The sequence below is a fragment of the bacterium genome (assembly GCA_024224155.1).
Taxonomy (GTDB): Bacteria; Acidobacteriota; Thermoanaerobaculia; order Multivoradales; family JAHEKO01; genus CALZIK01.
Map to the genome: position 1 here is coordinate 1 of JAAENP010000519.1, position 20,589 is coordinate 20,589.

Below are 20,589 nucleotides of genomic sequence, written 5' to 3' on the forward strand. Positions count from 1 at the left end.
GAGGCCGGAAGCGCTCAGATCAGTCCCAAGCACGGCAACGTCATCGTCAACACCGGTGGAGCGAGCTCAAGCGACGTGCTCGAGTTGATGCTGGCCGCCTATCATTCCGTGAAACGGCGCTTCGGCGTCGAGCTGGAGCCGGAGATAATCCTCGCGGGGCACCTGAAACACACCTGGGAAAACTCACGTGACCGTTCGCCCCGGAGTCCAAACCATGTGAAGAATTAGACAGCCCAGCGCTCGCTCCGCCGCTACGATCCCCGAGATCCGAGCGGTGGGGCCGGTTCGGGCCGTCGAAGGAGGGGTTTATGAAGACAAAAAGATACTTCCGACTGGCGCTCCTATTGCCGCTCGTGGCCCTGGTCCTGGCGGGCTGCCCCAAGAGCCCCGAAGAGCGCGTCGCCAAGCTGCGCACCTACTACAAGGCCCGGGTGATCGGCATCATCGTCGATGCCGTGCCCGCCGCCGCGGAAGTGCTCGAAGAAGAGATGGTCGAAGGCGAGGGCGAGATGCCGATGACGGAAACGGAAGACGCTCCCGCCGCCGCGATCGAGCCCGAAGTAGAAGCCGTGGCAGCCGTTCCGACGCTGCAGACCGTGCGCGTGGATATCCTGATCCAACACGACAGTCCCGAGAAGCTGCCTGGGATCACTCTGGATCTCGAGATGGTCGACGCCCAGGAGGTGCTCAAGGACAGCTGGAAGGTCTGGGTCGATACCTCCGAGCTGCCCAAGGCCACGGGAAGCCAGTTCACCCACGTTCTCGAGGACATCGACTACGCCGAGGGAGACGGCTTCAGCGTCGATGTGCGTTCCTACGTGCCGCCCGAAGAGCGGGGACAGTACAAGGAGTTTGCCGGGCTCGGCGGCTAACCGAACGAAATTCGCTCGCCGAACGTAGAAAACAGATATGACCGTATCCAGCGCGACCAGCGTGCCGCTTCCGGCGGGCGGCGACCAGACCCGAGCGAGTCAGATCATTCGGCGGCTCGAGGCCCAGGTGGGCTCGGTCGTCAAGGGCAAGCCCGAGGTCATCCGCCAGGCGGTGGTCTGCCTGCTGGCGCGCGGGCATATGCTCATCGAGGACGTTCCGGGCGTCGGCAAGACCACGCTCGCCCAGGCGCTGGCCCGCTCCCTGGGCCTGGCGTTCCAGCGGATTCAGTTCACCAGCGACCTTCTGCCCTCGGACATTCTGGGCATCTCGGTCTTTCGTCAGACTCAACAGGACTTCGAGTTCATCCCCGGTCCGGTTTTTTCGAATGTGGTGCTGGCCGACGAGATCAACCGGACCAGCCCGAAGACGCAATCGGCGCTTCTGGAGGCGATGAGTGAGCGCCGGGTGAGCGTCGATCGGGTTCGCCACCACCTGCCCGAGCCGTTCGTAGTCATGGCCACCCAGAACCCGCTCGAGTACGTCGGCACCTTCCCGCTGCCGGAGTCGCAGTTGGATCGCTTCATGATGTCCCTGCGGCTGGGCTACCCACCCCAGGAGGAGGAGAAGAGCCTGCTTCTCACCGGTGGCGTCCAGGACAAGCTGGCCGGTCTCGAAGCCACCGTCAGCCGCGACGAGGTGCTCGAGCTGCAGCGTCGGGTCGAGGAGGTGCGAGTCGCCGACAAGATCGCCGACTACCTCCTCGAGCTGGCCCGTGAGACCCGATCGTCGCAGCAGTTTCTGCTGGGCGTTTCGACGCGGGGCGTCGAGAACTATCTGCGCGCGGCGCAGGCGATGGCTCTGTGCGAGGGCCGGGATTGCGTCGTGCCCGACGACCTCCAACGACTTGCGGGTCCGGTCCTTTCGCACCGGGTTGTTCTCAAGGGCGGGGCCACGACTCTGGAGGCATGCCGGGAGGCCGTGAAAGGGATCGTTCGCCGCATCGCGGTTCCCATATAGTGCGATCTCCCGAGGCCAAGCTCGAGCGCGTCCGGATCACGAAAGTCGGAGTCTGGTACATCGGGATCACCCTGATCATCGGGGTGGCCGCCGCCAACACCGGCAACAACGCGCTCTACCTGGTCGACGCGGTGATGCTGGGACTGCTCGCGATCTCCGGTCTGGCCTCGAAGCGCAACCTGAGCCGCCTCGCTCTCGACTTCGGCGCGGCGCCCGAAGTGCACGCAGGACAGGTGTTCTCGATCCCGCTCACGGTCAACAACGCCGACCGGCTTTTCGCACGCCGCTATGTGGCCATCGGCGGACTGCCCGAGACCGATACCCTGTTGATTCCGTTCTTGCCCAAGTGCCAATCGACCGTCGAGAGCTTGGCCTTCCTGATCAAGCGTCGCGGTTTGCACCGGTTTGAGAACGTTCGGCTGAGCTCGGTCTTCCCACTCGGCCTGTTCGAGAAGGCGATGCGTTATCCGGCGGGTCTCGAGATCCTGGTCTATCCCGAGATCTTTCCGGCCAGCGGCTTGCGCCATTTCGATCCCTTCCAGGTCGGCGACGAGCCCTCGCGAAAGGTCGGCTGGAGCCAGGAACTGAGGACGCTGAGGGCGTTTCGCCAGGGGGACGATCCGCGCGGTATCCACTGGAAGCGTACGGCGAGGACCGGAGAGTTGATTTTCATGGAGCGCGAGGCCGAGGAAGGCCTGCGGTTGGCGATTCTCTTGGACAACGCGGTGGGCAAGCTCTCCGACCCGGCCGAGTCCGCTCGGTTCGAGCGTCTCTTGAGCGAAGCCGCGAGCGCGGCCGTTCACTATTTGGCCGAGGGCTATGAGGTGGCGTTCACAACCCGCAGCGAAGCGATCCCGCATGCCGGGGGCCGGATTCAACGGCAGCGCATTCTGACCGCTCTGGCTTTGCTCGAGGCGGTTCCGCGTCAATCCCAGCCTCTCTGGAGCGGAAGGCGGGGGGCCTCGGAACTGCGCCTGGGCTGGGATGAGGAGCGACGAGCCTCGTGAGGTTCTATCGCGAGAAATCCTGGCTTCTCGGGCTGTTGATGCTGATCGCGCCGCTGCCGCTGCCTTTCAACGAGGTCGTCGGATGGGCGCCGGTGCTGGCCTTTTGCGGTGCCGCGGCGCTGTTTCTCTATCGCACGAGCCGCGGCGCCGACGGAGTCTTGCCTTACTGGGTCATGAATCTGCTGGGGCTGCTCTACATCCCATTCCTGCTCGCCGATGTGTCGGACCTGAGAGTCGGGCGGATGCTGCCGCCGTTGATTCACCTGGCCATGTACGCGATGGCGGTCAAGCTCTTCGCGCTGCGCCGAGAAAAAGACAAGTGGCACCTTTTCCTCGGCCTCTTCTTTCTTTTCATTGCGTCGATGGGAACGAGCGTTCATCCCGCGGTGATCGTCTACTTGATCGGCTTCGGCTCGCTGGCAGCGCTCACCCTGATCCGTTTTGCCGGGCTGCACACGGTGTCGACGCTCTCGAGGGCCACCGGCGAGCCGGAGGTACCTCTGCAGCGCTTCCTGACCGGCACGGTGCTGCTCAGCGTCGTCGCCGCCGTGCCGCTGTTCTTCCTGATGCCCAGGTTACGCCAGCCCTATGTGTATATGCCCACCGGCGTTACCGGTGGCGTCGTTCAGGCCTCGGGATTCTCCGACCGGCTCGAGCTCGGCATGATCGATCGTGTGCGATCGACGCGCACGGTGGTGTTCAGGTTCACCTATGAAACACCGCCGCCTCCGGGAACCGAGATGCGATTCAAGGCCACCACCTACGATTCCTATTCCGAAGGTGGTTGGCGTCGTGAACCGAGGCGGTCGGCCAGGGTGTTGCGCGATCTGGACGGTTTCTTTCATCTCGTGGATCAGTTCCCGATCAGCTGGATGAAGGTCTGGCTGCGCCAGGGCAACGGTCGCATCGTTCTGCCGGTCGAGGCCACCGTCGTCGACATGCCCCGGAACGGAGTGTCCCTGGACGGCTCGGGAGAGGCTCGTTTTCTGTTCCCGAAACCGGGCATCGTCGAGTACCGAGCCGGCATGACCGTGGAGCCGGTGGTTACCGGTTGGCACCGAGATCGAAGCCGGCCTTCGGAGTTGGATGCGTCCCGGGTGTCGCCGCGCATGGCCGAGCTGGCCGCGACGGTGATGGGTAGCGGCGGTCTCGAGGAGAGGATCCGGCATCTCGAGCTCTATCTGAGAAGCGAGTATCGCTACTCGCTCGAGCCGGTCAACAGCGGTGGGCGGCCGGTCGAGCGGTTTCTCTTCGACACCAAACAGGGGCATTGCGAGTACTTCGCTTCCGCGATGGTGCTGCTGCTGCGTTCCCAGGGTGTCGCCGCGCGCATGGCCACTGGCTACCTGGGCAGTGACTACAACCCGCTGGAGGAGTACTTCATCGTGCGCCAGTCGAACGCCCACGCCTGGGTCGAGGCCTTCCTACCCGCCGACGAGGCCGCCGACGGGGGGCAGGGTGAGTCGGGCCGCTGGGTGGTTTTCGATCCGACGCCCGCCGATGCTCGTCCGCAGTCCGGGCGAACGGGTTTTGCCACCTTGATGGCCCAGGCCTACGACTACTTGCTCTTTCGCTGGGATCGTTACGTGCTCACCTATGGTTTCGGCGATCAGGTGGACGTCTTCGTGGGTCTCAGAAACGCATGGCTCCGGTTCTGGCAATCGTTGAGCCGTGCCGACGAGAAGACAAGCCCCGAGGAACAGGATGTGTTGGAGAGCGCCGAGCCCGAGGAGGAAGAGGCTGACGCCGACGATCCGGACGCACCGCTTCTGACGGCTTGGCGCGTCGCGCCCTTCCTCGTGCTCCTGTTGGCGATGGCGATCTGGTACATCTGGCGGCGCGAGCCGTTCTCGGCCACCAAGGCCTATCGGGCTCTACGTTTCAAGGCTGCCCCGCGCCGAGCCGACAGCGTGCCCGGTTGGGTCGGTCCGTTGCGTCTCGAGGAGCGGTTGGTGGAGCGCTATCCGGAGGCGGCGGACGAGACCCGCTTCATCGTTTCGCAGTACCTGCGAGAGAGCTTCGCCGGGGAGGACCTGAGCGAGACCGAGCTCGACGAGGTCAAGAAGGCGCTGATGGAAGCCAGGAAGAAGCTCCGCAAGACCGCCTGAGGAGGGACTGCGGCGAATCGGTGGCGGCCCCGGTTCGCCTTGCCGCGGGAGCGAATCGGGGGTGGCAGTCTAGTAGGCGTTGTGACGCAGGCCGTGGCGGAGCGTCAGCCACAAGATCTTGATGTCGAGGCCGAGCGACCAGTTCTCGATGTAGTACAGGTCGTACTGGATGCGCTTGCGAATGGAGGTGTTGCCGCGCCAGCCGTGCACTTGCGCCCATCCGGTGATCCCGGCCTTGACCTTGTGCCGGAGCATGTACTGAGGGATCTGGTGCTTGAACTCCTTGACGAAGGCCGGCCGCTCGGGGCGTGGTCCCACGATCGACATCTCGCCCTTGAGCACGTTCCACAGCTGCGGTAGCTCGTCGATCGACCAGTGGCGCAAGAACGAGCCGACGCGAGTACGGCGCGGATCGTCTTGGATCGCCCAGATCGGGCCGGTGGAGGACTCGGCGTTGGCGCGCATCGAGCGCAGCTTCCAGATCCAGAACGGCTTGCCGTCCAGGCCCATGCGCTCCTGACGGTAGAAAATCGGTCCCTTGTCTTCGATCCAGATCGCGGCCGCGACCAGCGGGAGAAAGGGTGCCAGCCCGGCGACGGCGACGGCGGCGATGGCCATGTCCATGCCCCGCTTGACCAGGCTGCTCCAGCCGCGCAACGGGACCTGGGACAGGTTGATGACGGGTGTTCCGTCGAGGTCTTCGAACTGGGCGCGCAGGGTGGCGTACTGGAGGATGTCCGGGACCATCTTGACGTCGACGCACTCGCTGCCGACGACGCGCAGAACCTCGAGGATTCTTGTGTGCGCTTCGAGCGGCATGGCGACATAGACCTGATCCACGCCCAGCTCCTGAATCTGTTCGTCGATCTCGTCCAGCGTTCCGACCACCGGGGCGCCGTTGAAGCGCTGGCCGAGCTTGGCCGGGTCGTCGTCGACAAAGCCCTCGACGCGAAACCCGAGCTCTTCGTGCGCCTGGAGCTTGCGGGCGACGTCCTGGCCCAGCACGCCCGCACCGACGACCAGGATCCGTTGGAGGTTGTGGCCCTTGCGCCGCAACGACCGCAGCCGGCCGCGGATGACCAGGCGGCCGGCGGTGACCAGGGCCACGTCGAGCGTGGCGAACAGGGCGAGAAAGACGCGGCTATAGGTGAACACCACCGGAGTGTCCGAGGGGCCCATCACGACCTGCTTGTTCCAGACAATGAACACCGTGAGCAAGACCATGCCCAGGATCACCGCGACGGTGACCGTGAGGGCTTCGTCGACACCGCTGCGGCCGCGACGCGCTTGATAGAGCCCGTGGAAATAGAAGACGATGACCCACAGCACCAATGCCACAGGCAGGAGAACGAGGTAGCGGCTGAAGGCGGGGATGTCGGTGCTAGCGAACTTGAGGGAGTCGGTGGAAAAGCGCAGCTGCCAGGCCAGGAAGAAGGCCAGAATCGTCGCGAGCACATCGCTCGCCACGTAAACCAGACTGATGTAACGGTATCGCCTGGAAATCACGAATTCTCCTCCGGGCGGTGGTTGGCTTCGAAAAAGAGATCCGACATCTCGTCGCGGAATCGCTGAGCCGAGAACTTATGGGCCCGATCTCTCAGATCCAGAAAATTGAAGCGCAGTTCGCGGCATTTGTCAATCGCGACCGCGAGAGCCGCGGGGTCGCCCTCGCCATCATAGAGGATGCCGTGACGCTCGGGCTCGACAATATCCAGTACGCCGCCTACTCCCAGAGCCACTACCGGGCAGCCGCAGGCGAGGGCCTCGACCGGCGCGATACCGAAGTCTTCAATGCCCGGTTGGAGCAGGCAGGTGGCGCGGCGGTAGAGATCCCGAAGCTCGTCCGGTCCTTGCCAGCCGAGGAAGTCGACGCGGTCTCCGGCAAGGGCCAGCAACCGGTCGTGCTCGGGGCCGGTGCCGACGATCTTGAGAGGTATGCCGGCCCGCGCGCACCCTTTGATCGCGACGTCGATCTTTTTGTACGGAGCCAGCGCCGAGACCACGAGCGCGTACGGGTCGGCGCCGGGTGCGCGGTCGGTTCCGCGATTCGCCGGAGTGAAGTGCTCGACATCGACCGGAGGATGAACGACGATCGCGCCTCGATCGTAGTAGCGGCGTATCCGGTCGGCGACGAAGGTCGAATTGGCGACGTACTGGTCCACTCGCGGTGCGGTAGCGACGTCCCACCTGCGCAGACGCTCGAGCAGGCGGTTTCGGATCGCGGCAACCGGGCCTCGATCGTCCGGGAAGTAGGCCTTCTGCTGATCCCAGACGTAGCGCATCGGGGTGTTGCAGTAGCAGATGTGGAAGCCGTTTGGGCCTCGGATCGCGCTCTTGGCGACGCACGTGCTGATCGAAACGACGAGATCGAATCCCGAGAGATCGAAGGATTCGATCGCGCGGGGGAAGAGAGGCAGCAAGTAGCGGTAGTTGGGGATCCAGCCGGCCGGGTGCTGGAGATAGCTGGTTCGGATATCCCGCTCTTCGAGCGCGGGGTCGAGGCTGCCCGGAAAGTGAAACAGGCTGTAGATGGGCGCCTGGGGCAGGAGCTCGGCGAAGCACTGCAAGACCTTCTCGCCGCCCCGCATTCCGGTCAGCCAGTCATGAACCAGCGCTGCGCGAGGCGCTGCCGGAGGTCCGGCGAATGCGGTAGCTTCAGACAAGAGCTCTCTCGGTCTCGGCCGAGGCTCCAAGCACACTCAGGTAAATCGCGAGGGTCTTCTTGGCCGTGCGCTGCCAGCGAAAGTCCTCGGCGCGGCGCAGGCCCAGTCGAGCGAGGGCGTTTCGGTGCTCCGGATCGGTCATGCAGTGAGCGATGGCTCCGGCCATTTCCTCGACGTCGAGCGGGTTGACGAGATCGGCGTAGCCCTCGGCCACTTCCTTGAGGGCCGACTTGTTCGAGGTGACCACGGGCACGCCGCTCGCCATGGCCTCGACGATCGGGAAGCCGAATCCCTCGTAGAGGGTCGGATAGACGAACAGGGATGCCTGTTGGTAGATCGCGGGAAGATCCGCGTTCGAGACTCGGCCGGCCAGTTTGAGATGACTGCCGATACCGAGGCTTTTCGCCTGTTGCTGAATCCTGAAGGCCTTCTTGCCACTGTCGCCCACACAAACGAGATCGGCCTCGAAATCCTTGATCTCCCGGGAACGGGCGAAAGCGCTCAGCACGTTGGTGAGGTTCTTGTGCGGCTTGGGGTTGCCCACGAACAGCACGTAGGGTTTGGTGAGGCCGAGTCGCTTCAGCACCTCGGCGGCGGCTTCGTCACCGATGCGTGCACGGAAACGCCGCGGAACTCCGAGATAGACGACTTCGATCTTGCGGCCGTCGATGTGGAAGGTCTCGAGCAGGTCGTTCTTGGTGTTCTGCGAACTGGCGATGATCCGGTCTCCTCGCGACAGACCGTGACGGATCATCGTGCTGGCGTAGACGTGAGCCAGACGATTGGGCAGGAACTCGGGGTACAGCATGTGAATGATGTCGTGAATGCTGACCACGGTCTTGCAGGCGACCAGGTAGGGCAGGACGTAGTGAGTCGCGTGGAAGAGGTCCAGTCGCCGCCGCAGGATCTGCCAGGGCAGCGCGACCAGCTCCCGGGCCGTGTACCCTTTGGCTTTCTCGGAGACGAACCGGAAGTTGTCGGGAAGCTCGGCGACAAAGTCCGCGTGCTCGGGGCGCGCGAAGATGAGGTACTGGTTCCGGCTGTCGACGCGTGCCAGCGCGGGCAATAGGTTCTGGATGTAGGTGCCGATGCCGAAGTCGGTGAGCTTGCGAGCGTCGATTCCTATGCGGTAGGCCATGGTGGGTTCACCGGGGAGCGACTCGTCAGGGCACGCCGCCGGAACAGATTCTACTGGAGCCCCGAGAGGGGTCGCGGGGCCCGCGGCTGTTCCCGAGCGCGGTCGAAGATGGCTTCCATTTCTCGAGCGGCCCGGCTCCACGAGAAGCGCTGGGCGCGCTCGATGCCGCGGGCCGAGAGCTCCGCGGCGAGGCCTTCATCGCGCAGGACGCGGGCTATCGCCGCGGCCAGCTCGGAGCCGTCGTCGGGCTCGACCAGGAGTCCGGCATCGCCCACGACCTCGGGGAGGCTGGAGGTATTGGCGACCACGGTCGGCACTCCGCAGGCCATGGCCTCCGCCGCCGGCAGCCCGAAACCCTCGTAGAGTGAGGGCAGGGTCAAGAGCCGCGCCGACTGGATCAGTCGCACCAGTCGTGTGCGATCGAGATGGTCCAGATAGCGCAGGCCGAGCGGTTCGAGCGAGCGCATCCGCTTCAGCAGGGATCGGCTCTTCCAGCCGTACGATCCGACCAGAACCAGCGGTGGAGTCGCCGGGTCGGATGTCTTGAGCCCGGCCCAGGCTTCGAGCAGCAGCGGCAGGTTCTTGCGCGGCTCGAGCGTGCCGACGAAGAGGACATAGCCATCGGGGCACCCGAGCTCGGAGCGGAACGCCTGGATGTCTTCTGCCGCCGCGGGCTTGAAAACCGTGTCGATCCCCGGATAGACCACCTCGACCTTGTCGTGCGTCTGTGGAAACTGAACGCGCAGATCCGCCGCCGTTGCCTGCGAATCGGTCACCACGGTGTGCGCCGACTCCACGGTGGGCCGGATGAACGGCACGAAGGACGTCCTTACCTTGAGACTGTGGGTTTCGGGAAACAGGAGCGGAGTCAGATCGTGAATGGTGACCACGGAGGGCATCTCCAGAGCCAGGGGGAGGGTCAACAACGGCGACCAGAGGAGGTCGACGTCGGCAGCGCGAAGCCGGCGCGGTAGAACCAGCTGCTGCCAGATCAGTCCCAAAGGAGCGCCGTGGTATTCGACCTTGACGCCGGCAGCGCTGAGCGTGTCCTCGCCGTAGACCGGCGCCTGGGCCATGCCCAGGTAGCGGGCGCGACCGCGGCGCGCCAGCTCGACCAGGAGCGAGAGCGTAAAGAAGCCGATGCCGCTGGGCCGGCCGACGAGGGCTCTCAGGTCGACCGCGATCTTCGGTGAGCTCGCCATGTCCTCAATCAACGCCGTTCCCGCTCGAGCCGGCGGCCTGGGCCCACACCGACGCCGTCAGCTCGGAGGCCGTAGTCCAGGACAATTCCCGGACACGAGCCGTGCCCGCGGAGATCAAGTCCGAGCGGACCTGGTGGCTTTCGAGCGCCTCGATCACTCGCTCGGCGAAGAGGTCGGGCCGATCCGGAGGCGCGAACAACGCGGCTCCGCCGGTGACCTCACGCAGCACGGGGAGATCCGAGCACACGAGAGGCGTCTCTGCCCACAGAGCCTCGACCGCCGGCAGACCGAAGCCCTCGTACAGTGTCGGGAAGACGACCACCCTGGCGTCGCGGTAAAGAGCCGCCAGTTCGGCGTCCTCCACGTATCCGAGATGAAGCAGCCAGCCCTGCCGCTCGGCCTCGTCGACCTTGGCGCGTACCGCCTCGGTCTTCCATCCGAACTTGCCGCACAGAACCAGCGTGGGCGCGTTCTCCAGACGCTCGCGCACGTGGCGCCAGGTGTCGAGCAGTCCGGCGACGTTTTTTCTCGGCTCGATGGTCCCGACGTGAAGTGCGAACTCCCCGGGTGTCCCTGCCGGGAGCTCGCCGGGCTCGACCGTCGCCAGCTGTCCCGGGCCGTGGTGGACTACCGTCACGCGCTCGGGGTCGGCCAGACCCTCGGCGACCAGTTCCTCCTTGATGGCGCCACTGACCGTGATCAGCCGGGCCGCCTCGAAGACCGCGTGCTCGAACTTCTCATTGAGCTCCAAGAGGGTCTCTCGCCGGAGCGTCCAGGCGAAGTGCTTGAGTCCCAGGTCGTGAACCGTGGCGACGCGGGCGCCGCGGGCCAGGTCGAATCTGCGCGGCAGAAAGTAGTTCGGGGCGAAGAGCACGTCGTTGCCGTCGGCGGCGATAAGGAGCGGCTCGAGCCTGCGAAGCCAGCCGATCAACCGGCCGGCCGGAAGCGCCAGTCCGTCTGGGACCTCTCTCTGAACGAGCTCGATCGCGGGGCCGGCGGGGAGCACGACGACCGGGTCCTCCGAGTCGCTGCTCCTGACGGTGCTGGGCCCGTAGAGCCGAATACGCAGGTCGTCGCGATCGGCCAGGTGCTCGAGCAGCCGGTAGAGATACCAGCCGATGCCGGTGAGCGGTTCCCAGAATGACGCGATCTCGATACCGACGGTCAGGCGCTCTTCGGAGCGCCGAGCGCTGAGGCTCGCGAGCTCGCGGCGGAGCCAGCCGACGGTTCGGCTCCAGCGTGGCAGGCTCAGAAACGCGAGCAGCAGGTCACGCCCCCAGCCGATATAACCGCGGGTGATGTCAAAGGCGATGCGCAGACGCGGGAAGCGCCGGGACAGCCCACGCTTGATCCGCTGGCTCAGCGTCCACTCATCCGCGCCGTTCGTGTGCGAGGTATCTTCGCTAGACAAGGTAGTCCCCGACTGGGCCTGGTCATCGTCCCAGATACCGCGGCCGGGGATCAAGGCACGCTCGTTGACACCACCCCTTTCTTTTCGTAGCCTTTCCCGGGCTGGCACGGAGGCTGGCAATGGAGATTCGACTCGATCAAATTGGTGACGAGCCGTTCCACTGGCAGGAGAATCGCTCCGTTCCGGTCGAGTCCCTAGAGCGATCTCAGCTGCTCGAGCTTGGTGAGGTTGGCTGGGAAGGGGAGATCACTCGAACGAATTCGGGGTTCTTGCTGACCGCGCGACTGCGCTACTCACAGGCTCTCGAATGTCCTCGGTGTTTGGGGCGGTCGCCGGGCGAGATAGAAAGCGAAGTCGAACTACTCATTCAACCCAAGAGCAAAGAGCCCGTCGTCGGCGAGCTGGAGCTCGAAGAATCGGATCTGGGCGTGCTCTATCTCGAGGACGAGATTCTGAACACCGATCCGATTCTGATCGAACAAATTCAACTGAACGTACCTATGAGACAATTGTGTCGGCAGGATTGTGCCGGGCTTTGCCCCCAGTGCGGTATCGATCGCAACGTCGATTCCTGTGAGTGCGACGAGGTGGTGGATCCCAGGTGGGCCTCACTGACCGCTCTTCGCGACCGACTCGAAAACTAGCAACGAGGAAACCCCGATGGCCAATCCCAAGCGTAGAACCTCCAAAGCCCGGCGAGACCGACGTCGATCGCACGACGCCCTGACCTCGCCGCCCGCGTCGAAATGTCCGAACTGCGGCGAGACCAAGCTCCCGCATCGCGCCTGCCCGCATTGCGGTCAGTACCGCGACCGGCAGGTTATCGACGTCGAAGAGTCGCTCTAAACCCGGCTCGACAGTGAGTGAAGAGCACCGAGCGCCCTCCTGCGAGGGGTGGCCATGCTGATTGCGGTGGACGCAATGGGTGGCGATCACGCTCCCGAGGCCGTTGTGCTTGGCGTCCGCGACGCCCTGGCGGAAGGTGATCTTCGAATCGCCCTGGTGGGCCGGTGCGAGGCCCTGGCGCCGTTGCTGGGTGCCGACCACGCTCGCATGGAGATCGTTGACGCCTCCGAGGTCGTGGGCATGGACGAGCCGGCGACCACGCCGATTCGCAAGAAGCGGGACTCCTCGATCAGGGTAGCCTGCAATCTGGTGCGTGCGGGCGACGCCCAAGCGGTCGTTTCTTGCGGCAACACCGGCGCGGCGCTCGCGGCCGCCAAGCTGGTCATGGGCACCATCACCGGCGTGGATCGGCCGGCCCTGGCCGCGGTGTTTCCGAACCAGCAGGGTCGAACCGTGGTTCTCGACGTCGGCGCGAATGTCGATGCCAAGCCGGCCCAGCTGCGCGAGTTCGCGGTCATGGGGCACTTCTACGCTCAGGACGTTCTGGGCACCCCGCGGCCACGGATCGGGCTGCTCTCGATCGGCGAAGAAGCGGTCAAGGGAACCGAGATCACCAAGCAGGTGTTTACCGTTCTCGAAGAAACCGGACTGAACTTCGTCGGCAACGTCGAGGGGCATGACGTCTTCACGGGCTCCGTCGACGTCGTCGTGTGCGACGGTTTCGTCGGCAACGTGCTGCTGAAGAGCGCCGAGGCATTGGCCAGTCTGCTCGGCCGGATGCTCCGCGAAGAGCTTTCGCGCGATTTGCGATCGAAGGCCGCCTATCTGTTCGGACGTCCCGCTCTCGATAACCTGCGACGGCGAACGGACTACCAGGAGACGGGTGCGGTGCCGCTGTTGGGACTCAGGGGCGGGTGCTTCATCGGTCACGGCAGATCCGAGGCTCGCGCGGTAACCAGCGCGATTCGACAGGCTGCGGCCTTCGCCCGAGCCGGTTTGCACGCGAAAATGGAGGACAAGATGGCTGAGCTTCACGCGCGAGAGAGAACCGTGCTGGGTGTGGCCGAGGTCCGGCCGGAGCCCAGATCGGAAGAGGTGCCGGCATGAAGCGCGCACGCATCATTGGTACCGGGCGATCGGTACCGGAGAAGATCCTGACCAACGCCGATTTCGAGCGCATGGTCGATACCTCGGACGAGTGGATTACCGCACGAACCGGAATCAAGGAACGCAGGATCTCCTCGGACGAGGAGGCGCTGTCGGACTTTGCGATCCCCGCTGCTCGGCAAGCTCTCCAGATGGCCGGTGTCGGCGGCGAGGAGGTCGACCTCATCATCGTGGCGACGGTGACGCCCGACACCAGCTTTCCGGCGACTTCGACCCAGGTCCAGGAGGCGGTTGGCGCCAAGAATGCCGCCGCCTTCGATCTTTCGGCGGCCTGTACGGGATTCATCTATGGCCTCGGAGTCGTCAGGAGCATGATCGACGCCGGAACCATCAAGACCGCGGTGGTGATCGGTGCCGAGGTTCTTTCGAAGATCGTCGACTACACCGAACGCTCCACCAGCGTTCTCTTCGGTGACGGCGCGGGCGCCGTGGTGGTCCGCGCCGCGGAAGGGGAGCCGGGCCTGCTCGGCATCGCGCTGCACAGCGACGGCTCTCTCGGGCATCTGATCGACCGGCCCGTGGGTGGCAGCCGGCACCCACTCAAGTCACTCGACTCGGAAGCGGACCTGGGCTTCATCCGCATGCGCGGCAACGAGACGTTTCGAGTAGCGGTTCGGTCGCTCGCCGATGTCAGCAACGAGGTACTCGACCAATGCGGAGTCTCTCCTGCCGAGGTCGATTGGTTCATTCCCCATCAGGCCAACCGCAGAATCATCGACGCCGTCGGCCAGCGCCTGGCGATTCCCGAAGGTCATACCTACGTCAACGTCGAGCGTTACGGCAATACCTCCGCCGCTTCCATTCCGATCGCGCTCGACGAGCTCAATCGCTCCGGCAAGATCGATGAAGGCCAGCTGGTGCTGCTCTCGGCCTTCGGTTCGGGACTCACCTGGGGGGCCAGCCTGATTCGCTGGTGAGGCGTCGCGGCGGTAGGAAGCCATGTGCGGCGCCGGCAAGTAAGGAGACGCAGTGCAAAAAGTCGGTTTCGTGTTCCCGGGTCAGGGGTCCCAAAAGGTCGGCATGGGCCGGAGTTGGGCGTCGGTCTCGCCGGCGGCGCAGGCGGTTTTCGATGAGGCGGACCGTGCGCTCGGAATCGAGCTCGCCGGGCTGTGCTGGGAGGGTCCGGCCGAGGATCTCCAACGCACCGAGAACACACAGCCGGCGATTCTGACGACTTCGGTGGCGATCTTGCGGGCGGCGCACGACCGGTTGCCCCAGCCGGTGGTCGTCGCGGGACACAGCCTCGGTGAGTACTCGGCCCTGGTCGCCGCCGGAGTGCTCGAGTTCTCCGACGCCGTGGGGCTCGTTCGAGAGCGCGGACGCTTGATGCAGCAAGCCGTGCCCGAAGGCGAAGGGGCGATGGCGGCGATTCTGGGACTGGACGCCGGCACGGTCGAAGATCTGGCCCGGGAGGCTTCCTCGGTGGGGGTCTGCGCCGCGGCCAACTTCAACGCGCCGGTGCAGACGGTGATCGCCGGTGACAGCACGGCGGTGGAAAAGGCGGTGGATCTCGCCAAGGCACGCGGCGCCAAGCGGGCGGTCTTGCTGCCGGTCTCGGCGCCGTTTCACTCGCCGCTTATGGCGCCGGCCCGTGCAGGGCTCGAGCCGTTGCTGGCCGAGACCGGCTTCGGCAAGCCCGGGGTTCCGGTCGTCAACAATGTCGATGCCGCGCCGGTCGTCGAAGGAGCGGAATGCCGCGGAGCGCTCGGCCGGCAGGTCGACAACCCCGTCCGGTGGGTCGAATCGGTGCAGCGAATGAGCGACGAATTCGAGGTCGATACCTTTGTCGAGATCGGCCCGGGCTCGGTTCTGTCCGGCTTGATTCGGCGGATCGTGCCCGGGGCCAGGGTCGTGAGCCTCGCGGAGCCCAGTGGACTCGAGAAACTCGCCGAGGAGGCTACGTCATGACTGACTTCAGATTGGACGGCAAGACCGCGCTGGTGACCGGAGCGTCTCAGGGGATCGGCGCGGCCATCGCTCGCCGCCTGTCGGCGCAGGGGGCGCGCCTGGTGCTGGTCGCTCGAAGCGAGGACAAGCTCGAAGCGCTCGCCGAGGAGATGCGGTCCGCGGGCGGCGAGGCGCTCGCCCATACGCTCGACCTGGCCCGGCCCGAGGCCGTCGGCGATCGGCTCGGCCAGCTGCCCGAGGACTTCGCCGCAATCGACATTCTGGTCAACAACGCCGGGATCACCGCCGACAATCTGTTCGTGCGGATGGACCTCGAGCAGTGGGAGCGCGTGCTGAAAACCAATCTGACCGGCGCCTACGCGGTCACCCGCGCCTTGGCGCGAGGCATGATGCGCAGGCGCTGGGGCAGGATCATCAACGTGTCGTCGGTGGTCGGCTTGATGGGTAACGCCGGGCAGGCCAACTATGCCGCCGCCAAGGCGGGCCTGATCGGCTTTTCGAAGGCCCTGGCCCGCGAGCTCGCGAGCCGGAACATCACCGTCAACGTCATAGCTCCCGGCTACATCCGAACCGCGATGACCGAAGACCTTCCCGAGGAAACGGCCAAGGAGCTCGAGACCTCGATTCCGCTCAAGCGCCTCGGCGAAGTCGAGGACATTGCGGCGGGCGCCGTTTTTCTGGCCAGCGACGCCGCGGGCTACGTTACCGGTCATGTTCTCAACATCTCGGGCGGGCTGTATATCTAGGAGAGGTCGAGGAGGCATCCCGGAGCCCGGGAAATTCTCGGCCCGGGTCCGCTGTTCTCCATGACGGGCCAAGACTGGTAGCATTCCCGCTCACGCCGTAATAGTGTTTGCTGGCACCGGCTTGGGAGTCGACATCGAGAGCGACGGCCCGCTATAAGAATCTACAAGGAGAGATCGACACATGAGTGTTGCAGAAAAAGTAAAGAGCATTATCGTGGAGCAACTGGGGGTTGACGAAAACCAGGTCACGGCGGAGGCGAGTTTTACCGACGACCTCGGTGGAGACTCCCTGGACGTGGTCGAGCTGGTGATGGCGCTGGAAGAGGAGTTCAAGATCGAGATTCCGGACGAGGATGCCGAGAAGATCGGCAAGGTCCAGGAAGCCATCGACTACATCTCCGCGAACGCCGGCTCTGAATAGAAGGAACCGATGCCGACGCGATACTCGAGGCGTCGGCACGAGGTGATCGAATGGAACGCCGCCGCGTCGTCGTAACGGGTATCGGCCTGGTGTCACCCATGGGGGTGGGCACCCAGCCGACCTGGACCGCGCTCTTGGCCAGCAAGAGCGGGATCGGCCTCAATACGCGTTTCGACACCGCCGAATACACCAGCAAGATCGCCGGCGAGATTCCGGACCTCGACGTTTCGAAGTATCTGGACTCGAAGGTCGTTCGCCGAAGCGATCCGTTCATGCAGTACGCCCTGATGGCGGCCGAGGAGGCGTTTCAGGATTCCGGGCTGCCGCTGGACGACGTCGGTCGCGAACGCATCGGCGTGATCATCGGTTCGGGCATCGGCGGCCTGTCGACCATCGAAAGCAACCTGCGAATCCTCGACGCCAAGGGACCGCGGCGGATCACTCCGTTTCTGATTCCGGGCCTGGCGGTCAACATGGCATCGGGTCAGGTTTCGATTCGCTACGGCGTAACCGGTCCGAATTCGGCCCCGGCGACCGCCTGCACAACCGGGCTCCACGCGGTGGGCGATGCCTTTCGGCTAATCCAGCATGGTTATGCCGATGCCATGTTCGCCGGTGGCAGCGAGGCGCCCATCACCACCCTTGCGGTGGGCGGATTCTGTTCGATGAAGGCGCTTTCGACGCGCAACGACGAGCCGGAGAAAGCGTCGCGGCCCTGGGACCGGGACCGAGACGGCTTCGTGATCGGGGAGGGTGCCGGAGTCCTGATCCTCGAGGAGCTGGAAGCCGCCAGCAAGCGAGGGGCTTCGATCTATGCCGAGATCTCGGGCTATGGCATGAGCGGAGATGCGTATCACGTCTCGGCGCCTCATCCCGAGGGCGCGGGAGCGATCAAGGTGATGGAGCGTGCGCTCGATGACGCCGGCATCGACCGCGATCGCGTCGACTACATCAACGCTCACGGCACCTCGACGCCGCTGGGCGACGAGAGCGAGGTAGCCGCGATCAAGGCCGTGTTCGGAGCGCGCGCCAAGGAGCTGGCGGTGTCTTCGACCAAGTCGGCGACCGGGCACCTGCTGGGCGCCGCCGGTGGTCTCGAGGCCGGGATCCTGGCCCTGGCCCTGCGCGATCAGGTCATGCCGGCGACGCTGAACCTCGATAACCCGAGTGAGGACTGTGATCTCGATTTCGTGCCGCACACGCCACGCGAATCCAAGATCGATGTCGCCCTGACCAACTCCTTCGGCTTCGGCGGCACCAACGGCGCGATCGCGATGTCGCGCTTCGACCGCTAGCCTCCGTATAGGAGTCGACTTCAGTGTCGACCGAATCGAGAGTGTCGCGCCGGTGCCGCCCCTTCGCGAACGAAGAGAGGTTCACTCCGGGGCGCACGCGGCGCTCCTTCAGGCCCCGCACCGGGGAGGCCGAGACCGTCTGCTCTCCGACAGTCCTAGACGCCAAATTGTCGCAGATGGTGGTCGAGGTGGCGGTAGGCGAGCCGGCCCCAGGCTCGGATCGAGAGCTTGCCGAAGATCGGGTGAGGCGCGGAGCTGGTGCGAATCCGTTCGGCAAAATGCTCAATCAGATCCAGTAGCTGGGTCTTCTCGGCCTCCCAGGTCTCGACCTCTGCCCGGATCAGCTCCGGAGCCGTGGGGGCGCTCTTGGGCCATGGCGCGAGGTAGACGAGCATCTGCTTGATCGGCGCCCTGCCGAAGATGCTCTTTCGGGGTCTGCACGTGATCTCGCCCAGGGACATGCGCAGCTGTGCCGCACAGTGGGAGAGCATCGCGGTGGCGTTCATCCGGCCCCACCGAGGCTTCATCGAGGCATCGAGAGAGCCGATACGATTTCGCACGAGCTGGCGCGTGGTTGTCGAGAGGATGTTGTGCAAGAGTGTCTCCTTAGTCCGCGAGCTCGCGGTCGAAGAACCGTGTCATCCGCTCGTAGAAGTGGCGCGAGTCCTTGCCTTTGAAACCGTGCTTCTGACGCGGGTGGATCGCCAACTCGAAGGGTTTCTGAGCCGCGACCAGCTTGGCGGCCATTGCGAACGTGTTCTGCGGGTGGACGTTGTCGTCGGCCGTGCCGTGAACCAGCAGCAGAGCGTCTTCGAGCTTCGCCGCGTGGTGGATGACCGAAGACTGCTCATAGCCCTCGGCGTTGTCTTGCGGGTGGTCGAGGTAGCGCTCGGTCCAGATCGAGTCATAGAAGCGCCAGCTCGTGACCGGAGCCCCGGACACCGCCGCGCGCCAGGTGCCCGGACTGTTGAGAGCGGAATAGAGGGTGTTCGAGCCGCCTCCCGACCATCCCCAAAGGCCGATGCGATCGGGGTCCACCCAGCCCAGGCTTCTCAGATACTCGAATCCGGCCTTCTGGGCCGCGAGGTTGACCTCGCCGAAGCGCCGGTGCAGCCGATCGGCACCGAGCTTGCCGAAGTAATTGGAGCCGGAATTGTCGACCATGAGGACCCCGTAGCCACGGTCGGCCATCAGCTTGTGCCAGAGGTTGCGCCCCCGGGTGCCCCAGCGGTCACTGACGACCTGGGACGCCGGGCCGCCGTAGTGGTATTGAATGACCGGGCGCTTGTCCCCCGAGCCGGTCGTCTTCGGCTCGAGCAGCGCAGCGGGGAGCTCGGAGCCCTCGGGGCCGGGGATCGTCAGGAACGTCCAGCTTGGCAGCTGCACCGGGTCGTAGCCCTCCGGGGCGGTGACCGGCAGATCGCCGAGGTGAAGGCCGGAGAGCTCCACGACTTTGCCGGTGAAAGGAACGTCGGACCGGCTCTCCAGGATCGCGGTGCGCCCGGATGCTCGCGCCACGGTGGCAACGGCGGTTGTGCCTTCGGACGACATCGCCACCGGAGCCTCGCCCGACAACGATTGCGAGAAAACGGCTCGGTGCAGCGCTCCCAGCCCCTGGGTCTCATATCCGGTCCAGACCACCGATTCCGCGCTCGCCACGAGCTCGTCGACGTGCTCCGTCGTCCAGCCTTCGGGAGTGAGCTCACGAATTGGCGTTCCGTCGGAGCCGTGGAGCCACAGTCGTCTCCAACCGTTCGCCTCGGTGGTCCAAAGGAAGCGGCCGTCGGGCAGGAACCTGAGGTCTTCGGTGAGGTTGACCCAGGTCTTCGCCATTTCCTCGAGCAGGAGCTTGCACGGCTCGCGACGCAGCGGACAAGTCAATAGCTCGAGGCGATTCTGGTCTCGGTTGAGCCTCTGGATGGCGACTCCGCTGCCGTCGGGCAGCCAGTCGACGCGTCCCAGGTAGCTGTCGTCCTCGGAGTTCGAGATCAGCCACCGGGTCGAGCCGGCGGCGAGCTCGACCACGCCCACCTGCACGGTCGGATTGACCTCGCCCGCCTTCGGGTACCTCTGGGGCGTGACCTCCGGGTACTGCTGAGTGAAATCCACCAGCGGGTACTCCCGTACCAAGGACTCGTCGAACCTGTAGTAGGCGATTCGCGAGCCATCCGGGCTCCACCAGTGCCCCTTCTGCTGCCGGCCCCAGATCTCTTCCCAGTAGACCCAATCGGTTTTGCCGTTGAGCGTCAGGCCCTCGCGGCCGTCTTCGGTCAAGCGGCGCTCGCCTCCGGACTCGAGATCGAGAACCCAGAGATCGTTGTCGCGAACGAAGGCGACGCGGCCGCCGTCCGGCGAGAAGTGTGGATTCTCCTCCGCGCTCTGCGTCGCGGTCAGGCGATCGGGCGCGTCCGCTTCAAGGGGTAAGAGGAATAGGTCTCCGCCGGACTCGATCAGTAGCGCGCGGCCGTCGGGAGCCCAGTGGAAGGCGTCGAGCTCACCGAGCTCGCCGTCGTGCGCACCGACGTGCCGGCGCTGCTCGCCGCTGTCGGGATTCAGGGTCCAGAGCCCCAGCCCTTTGCCGTCGTCGTAGGCAAACGCTAGGCGCAGGCCGTCCGGCGCCCAAGCCAGCTTCTCCGGTTTGCGGCCGGCCGCGTTGTCCCCGAACAGAACCTCGAAGTCGAGGGCGGGAAGGCGCCCGCTCTCGTGTTTGTCGAAGGGCGAACCGCAGGCGAGGAAAACCAGGGTCAGCACGGATAGGGGGCCGGTGAAGCGATTCATGGTCACCCG

The 20,589-nt window shown here is 65.1% G+C and carries 20 protein-coding genes; 13 read left to right on the forward strand and 7 right to left on the reverse strand.

What is annotated here, in order from left to right:
* The 5 genes from GY769_24340 to GY769_24360 form a co-directional block, all read left to right on the forward strand.
* Nucleotides 1–228, forward strand: a 228-nt coding sequence (locus tag GY769_24340) for a hypothetical protein (protein ID MCP4205050.1), incomplete at its 5' end; no start/stop codon positions are given.
* Between the two features lie 80 nt (nucleotides 229–308).
* Entirely contained in the window at nucleotides 309–872 is a 564-nt protein-coding gene (locus GY769_24345; GenBank protein ID MCP4205051.1) for a hypothetical protein, read from the forward strand.
* A gap of 37 nt (nucleotides 873–909) precedes the next feature.
* Nucleotides 910–1,890 (forward strand): MoxR family ATPase, encoded by a 981-nt coding sequence (locus GY769_24350; GenBank protein MCP4205052.1) that lies wholly within the window; start codon nucleotides 910–912, stop codon nucleotides 1,888–1,890.
* The gene (locus GY769_24355) at nucleotides 1,890–2,897 is read left to right on the forward strand and encodes a DUF58 domain-containing protein (GenBank protein ID MCP4205053.1); all 1,008 of its coding nucleotides are present in this window, start codon (nucleotides 1,890–1,892) and stop codon (nucleotides 2,895–2,897) included. The genes GY769_24350 and GY769_24355 overlap by 1 nt, the downstream gene beginning before the upstream one ends.
* Complete coding sequence (locus tag GY769_24360) at nucleotides 2,894–5,005, forward strand: DUF3488 domain-containing protein (protein ID MCP4205054.1); 2,112 nt, start codon at nucleotides 2,894–2,896, stop codon at nucleotides 5,003–5,005. Before GY769_24355 ends, GY769_24360 begins: the two co-directional genes overlap by 4 nt.
* Before the next feature lie 69 nt (nucleotides 5,006–5,074).
* Here the strand turns inward: GY769_24360 and GY769_24365 are convergent, their stop codons facing one another.
* The 5 genes from GY769_24365 to GY769_24385 are packed head-to-tail and all read right to left on the reverse strand — an operon-like array spanning nucleotide 5,075 to nucleotide 11,473.
* Nucleotides 5,075–6,511, reverse strand: a complete 1,437-nt coding sequence (locus tag GY769_24365; protein ID MCP4205055.1) for an undecaprenyl-phosphate glucose phosphotransferase — start codon at nucleotides 6,509–6,511, stop codon at nucleotides 5,075–5,077.
* On the reverse strand, nucleotides 6,508–7,668 hold the full coding sequence (locus tag GY769_24370) for a glycosyltransferase family 4 protein (protein ID MCP4205056.1): 1,161 nt from the start codon (nucleotides 7,666–7,668) through the stop codon (nucleotides 6,508–6,510). The genes GY769_24365 and GY769_24370 overlap by 4 nt, the downstream gene beginning before the upstream one ends.
* On the reverse strand, nucleotides 7,661–8,806 hold the full coding sequence (locus GY769_24375; protein MCP4205057.1) for a glycosyltransferase family 4 protein: 1,146 nt from the start codon (nucleotides 8,804–8,806) through the stop codon (nucleotides 7,661–7,663). The genes GY769_24370 and GY769_24375 overlap by 8 nt, the downstream gene beginning before the upstream one ends.
* 50 nt (nucleotides 8,807–8,856) lie before the next feature.
* Nucleotides 8,857–10,008 carry a glycosyltransferase family 4 protein gene (locus tag GY769_24380; GenBank protein MCP4205058.1) on the reverse strand — a complete coding sequence of 384 codons (1,152 nt, stop codon included), beginning with the start codon at nucleotides 10,006–10,008 and terminating at the stop codon, nucleotides 8,857–8,859.
* 4 nt (nucleotides 10,009–10,012) lie between these two features.
* Complete coding sequence (locus GY769_24385) at nucleotides 10,013–11,473, reverse strand: glycosyltransferase family 4 protein (GenBank protein MCP4205059.1); 1,461 nt, start codon at nucleotides 11,471–11,473, stop codon at nucleotides 10,013–10,015.
* 65 nt (nucleotides 11,474–11,538) lie between these two features.
* Here GY769_24385 and GY769_24390 point away from each other — a divergent pair, with 65 nt between their 5' ends.
* The 8 genes from GY769_24390 to fabF all read left to right on the forward strand — a co-directional run bounded on the left by GY769_24390 (nucleotide 11,539) and on the right by fabF (nucleotide 17,802).
* Nucleotides 11,539–12,063 carry a DUF177 domain-containing protein gene (locus tag GY769_24390; GenBank protein MCP4205060.1) on the forward strand — a complete coding sequence of 175 codons (525 nt, stop codon included), beginning with the start codon at nucleotides 11,539–11,541 and terminating at the stop codon, nucleotides 12,061–12,063.
* 16 nt (nucleotides 12,064–12,079) lie between these two features.
* Nucleotides 12,080–12,265 (forward strand): 50S ribosomal protein L32, encoded by a 186-nt coding sequence (gene rpmF / locus GY769_24395; GenBank protein MCP4205061.1) that lies wholly within the window; start codon nucleotides 12,080–12,082, stop codon nucleotides 12,263–12,265.
* Between the two features lie 54 nt (nucleotides 12,266–12,319).
* Entirely contained in the window at nucleotides 12,320–13,372 is a 1,053-nt protein-coding gene (gene plsX, locus GY769_24400) for a phosphate acyltransferase PlsX (GenBank protein MCP4205062.1), read from the forward strand.
* Nucleotides 13,369–14,349: a ketoacyl-ACP synthase III gene (locus GY769_24405; GenBank protein MCP4205063.1), complete on the forward strand. Its 981-nt coding sequence runs from the start codon at nucleotides 13,369–13,371 to the stop codon at nucleotides 14,347–14,349. Before plsX ends, GY769_24405 begins: the two co-directional genes overlap by 4 nt.
* Nucleotides 14,350–14,401: 52 nt before the next feature.
* Nucleotides 14,402–15,340: an ACP S-malonyltransferase gene (gene fabD, locus GY769_24410; GenBank protein MCP4205064.1), complete on the forward strand. Its 939-nt coding sequence runs from the start codon at nucleotides 14,402–14,404 to the stop codon at nucleotides 15,338–15,340.
* A complete protein-coding gene (gene fabG / locus GY769_24415) occupies nucleotides 15,337–16,086 on the forward strand; it encodes a 3-oxoacyl-[acyl-carrier-protein] reductase (GenBank protein ID MCP4205065.1) in 750 nt (249 codons plus the stop codon). The genes fabD and fabG overlap by 4 nt, the downstream gene beginning before the upstream one ends.
* A gap of 181 nt (nucleotides 16,087–16,267) precedes the next feature.
* A complete protein-coding gene (gene acpP, locus GY769_24420; GenBank protein ID MCP4205066.1) occupies nucleotides 16,268–16,507 on the forward strand; it encodes an acyl carrier protein in 240 nt (79 codons plus the stop codon).
* 50 nt (nucleotides 16,508–16,557) lie between these two features.
* Nucleotides 16,558–17,802 carry a beta-ketoacyl-ACP synthase II gene (gene fabF, locus GY769_24425; GenBank protein ID MCP4205067.1) on the forward strand — a complete coding sequence of 415 codons (1,245 nt, stop codon included), beginning with the start codon at nucleotides 16,558–16,560 and terminating at the stop codon, nucleotides 17,800–17,802.
* 155 nt (nucleotides 17,803–17,957) lie between these two features.
* On the opposite strand, the gene GY769_24430 is transcribed toward fabF, so the two are convergent.
* Nucleotides 17,958–18,398 (reverse strand): DinB family protein, encoded by a 441-nt coding sequence (locus GY769_24430; GenBank protein MCP4205068.1) that lies wholly within the window; start codon nucleotides 18,396–18,398, stop codon nucleotides 17,958–17,960.
* Between the two features lie 10 nt (nucleotides 18,399–18,408).
* The gene (locus tag GY769_24435; protein MCP4205069.1) at nucleotides 18,409–20,586 is read right to left on the reverse strand and encodes a prolyl oligopeptidase family serine peptidase; all 2,178 of its coding nucleotides are present in this window, start codon (nucleotides 20,584–20,586) and stop codon (nucleotides 18,409–18,411) included.
* Nucleotides 20,587–20,589 lie beyond the last annotated feature (3 nt).

Excerpts from the sequence above, each read along its gene's own strand:
- GY769_24350 (MCP4205052.1), top strand. The coding sequence starts at position 910 with ATGACCGTATCCAGCGCGACCAGCGTGCCGCTTCCGGCGGGCGGCGAC.
- fabG (MCP4205065.1), top strand. The coding sequence starts at position 15,337 with ATGACTGACTTCAGATTGGACGGCAAGACCGCGCTGGTGACCGGAGCG.
- GY769_24375 (MCP4205057.1), bottom strand. The coding sequence starts at position 8,806 with ATGGCCTACCGCATAGGAATCGACGCTCGCAAGCTCACCGACTTCGGC.
- GY769_24390 (MCP4205060.1), top strand. The coding sequence starts at position 11,539 with ATGGAGATTCGACTCGATCAAATTGGTGACGAGCCGTTCCACTGGCAG.
- GY769_24405 (MCP4205063.1), top strand. The coding sequence starts at position 13,369 with ATGAAGCGCGCACGCATCATTGGTACCGGGCGATCGGTACCGGAGAAG.
- GY769_24380 (MCP4205058.1), bottom strand. The coding sequence starts at position 10,008 with ATGGCGAGCTCACCGAAGATCGCGGTCGACCTGAGAGCCCTCGTCGGC.
- fabF (MCP4205067.1), top strand. The coding sequence starts at position 16,558 with ATGGAACGCCGCCGCGTCGTCGTAACGGGTATCGGCCTGGTGTCACCC.
- plsX (MCP4205062.1), top strand. The coding sequence starts at position 12,320 with ATGCTGATTGCGGTGGACGCAATGGGTGGCGATCACGCTCCCGAGGCC.
- acpP (MCP4205066.1), top strand. The coding sequence starts at position 16,268 with ATGAGTGTTGCAGAAAAAGTAAAGAGCATTATCGTGGAGCAACTGGGG.
- rpmF (MCP4205061.1), top strand. The coding sequence starts at position 12,080 with ATGGCCAATCCCAAGCGTAGAACCTCCAAAGCCCGGCGAGACCGACGT.
- GY769_24345 (MCP4205051.1), top strand. The coding sequence starts at position 309 with ATGAAGACAAAAAGATACTTCCGACTGGCGCTCCTATTGCCGCTCGTG.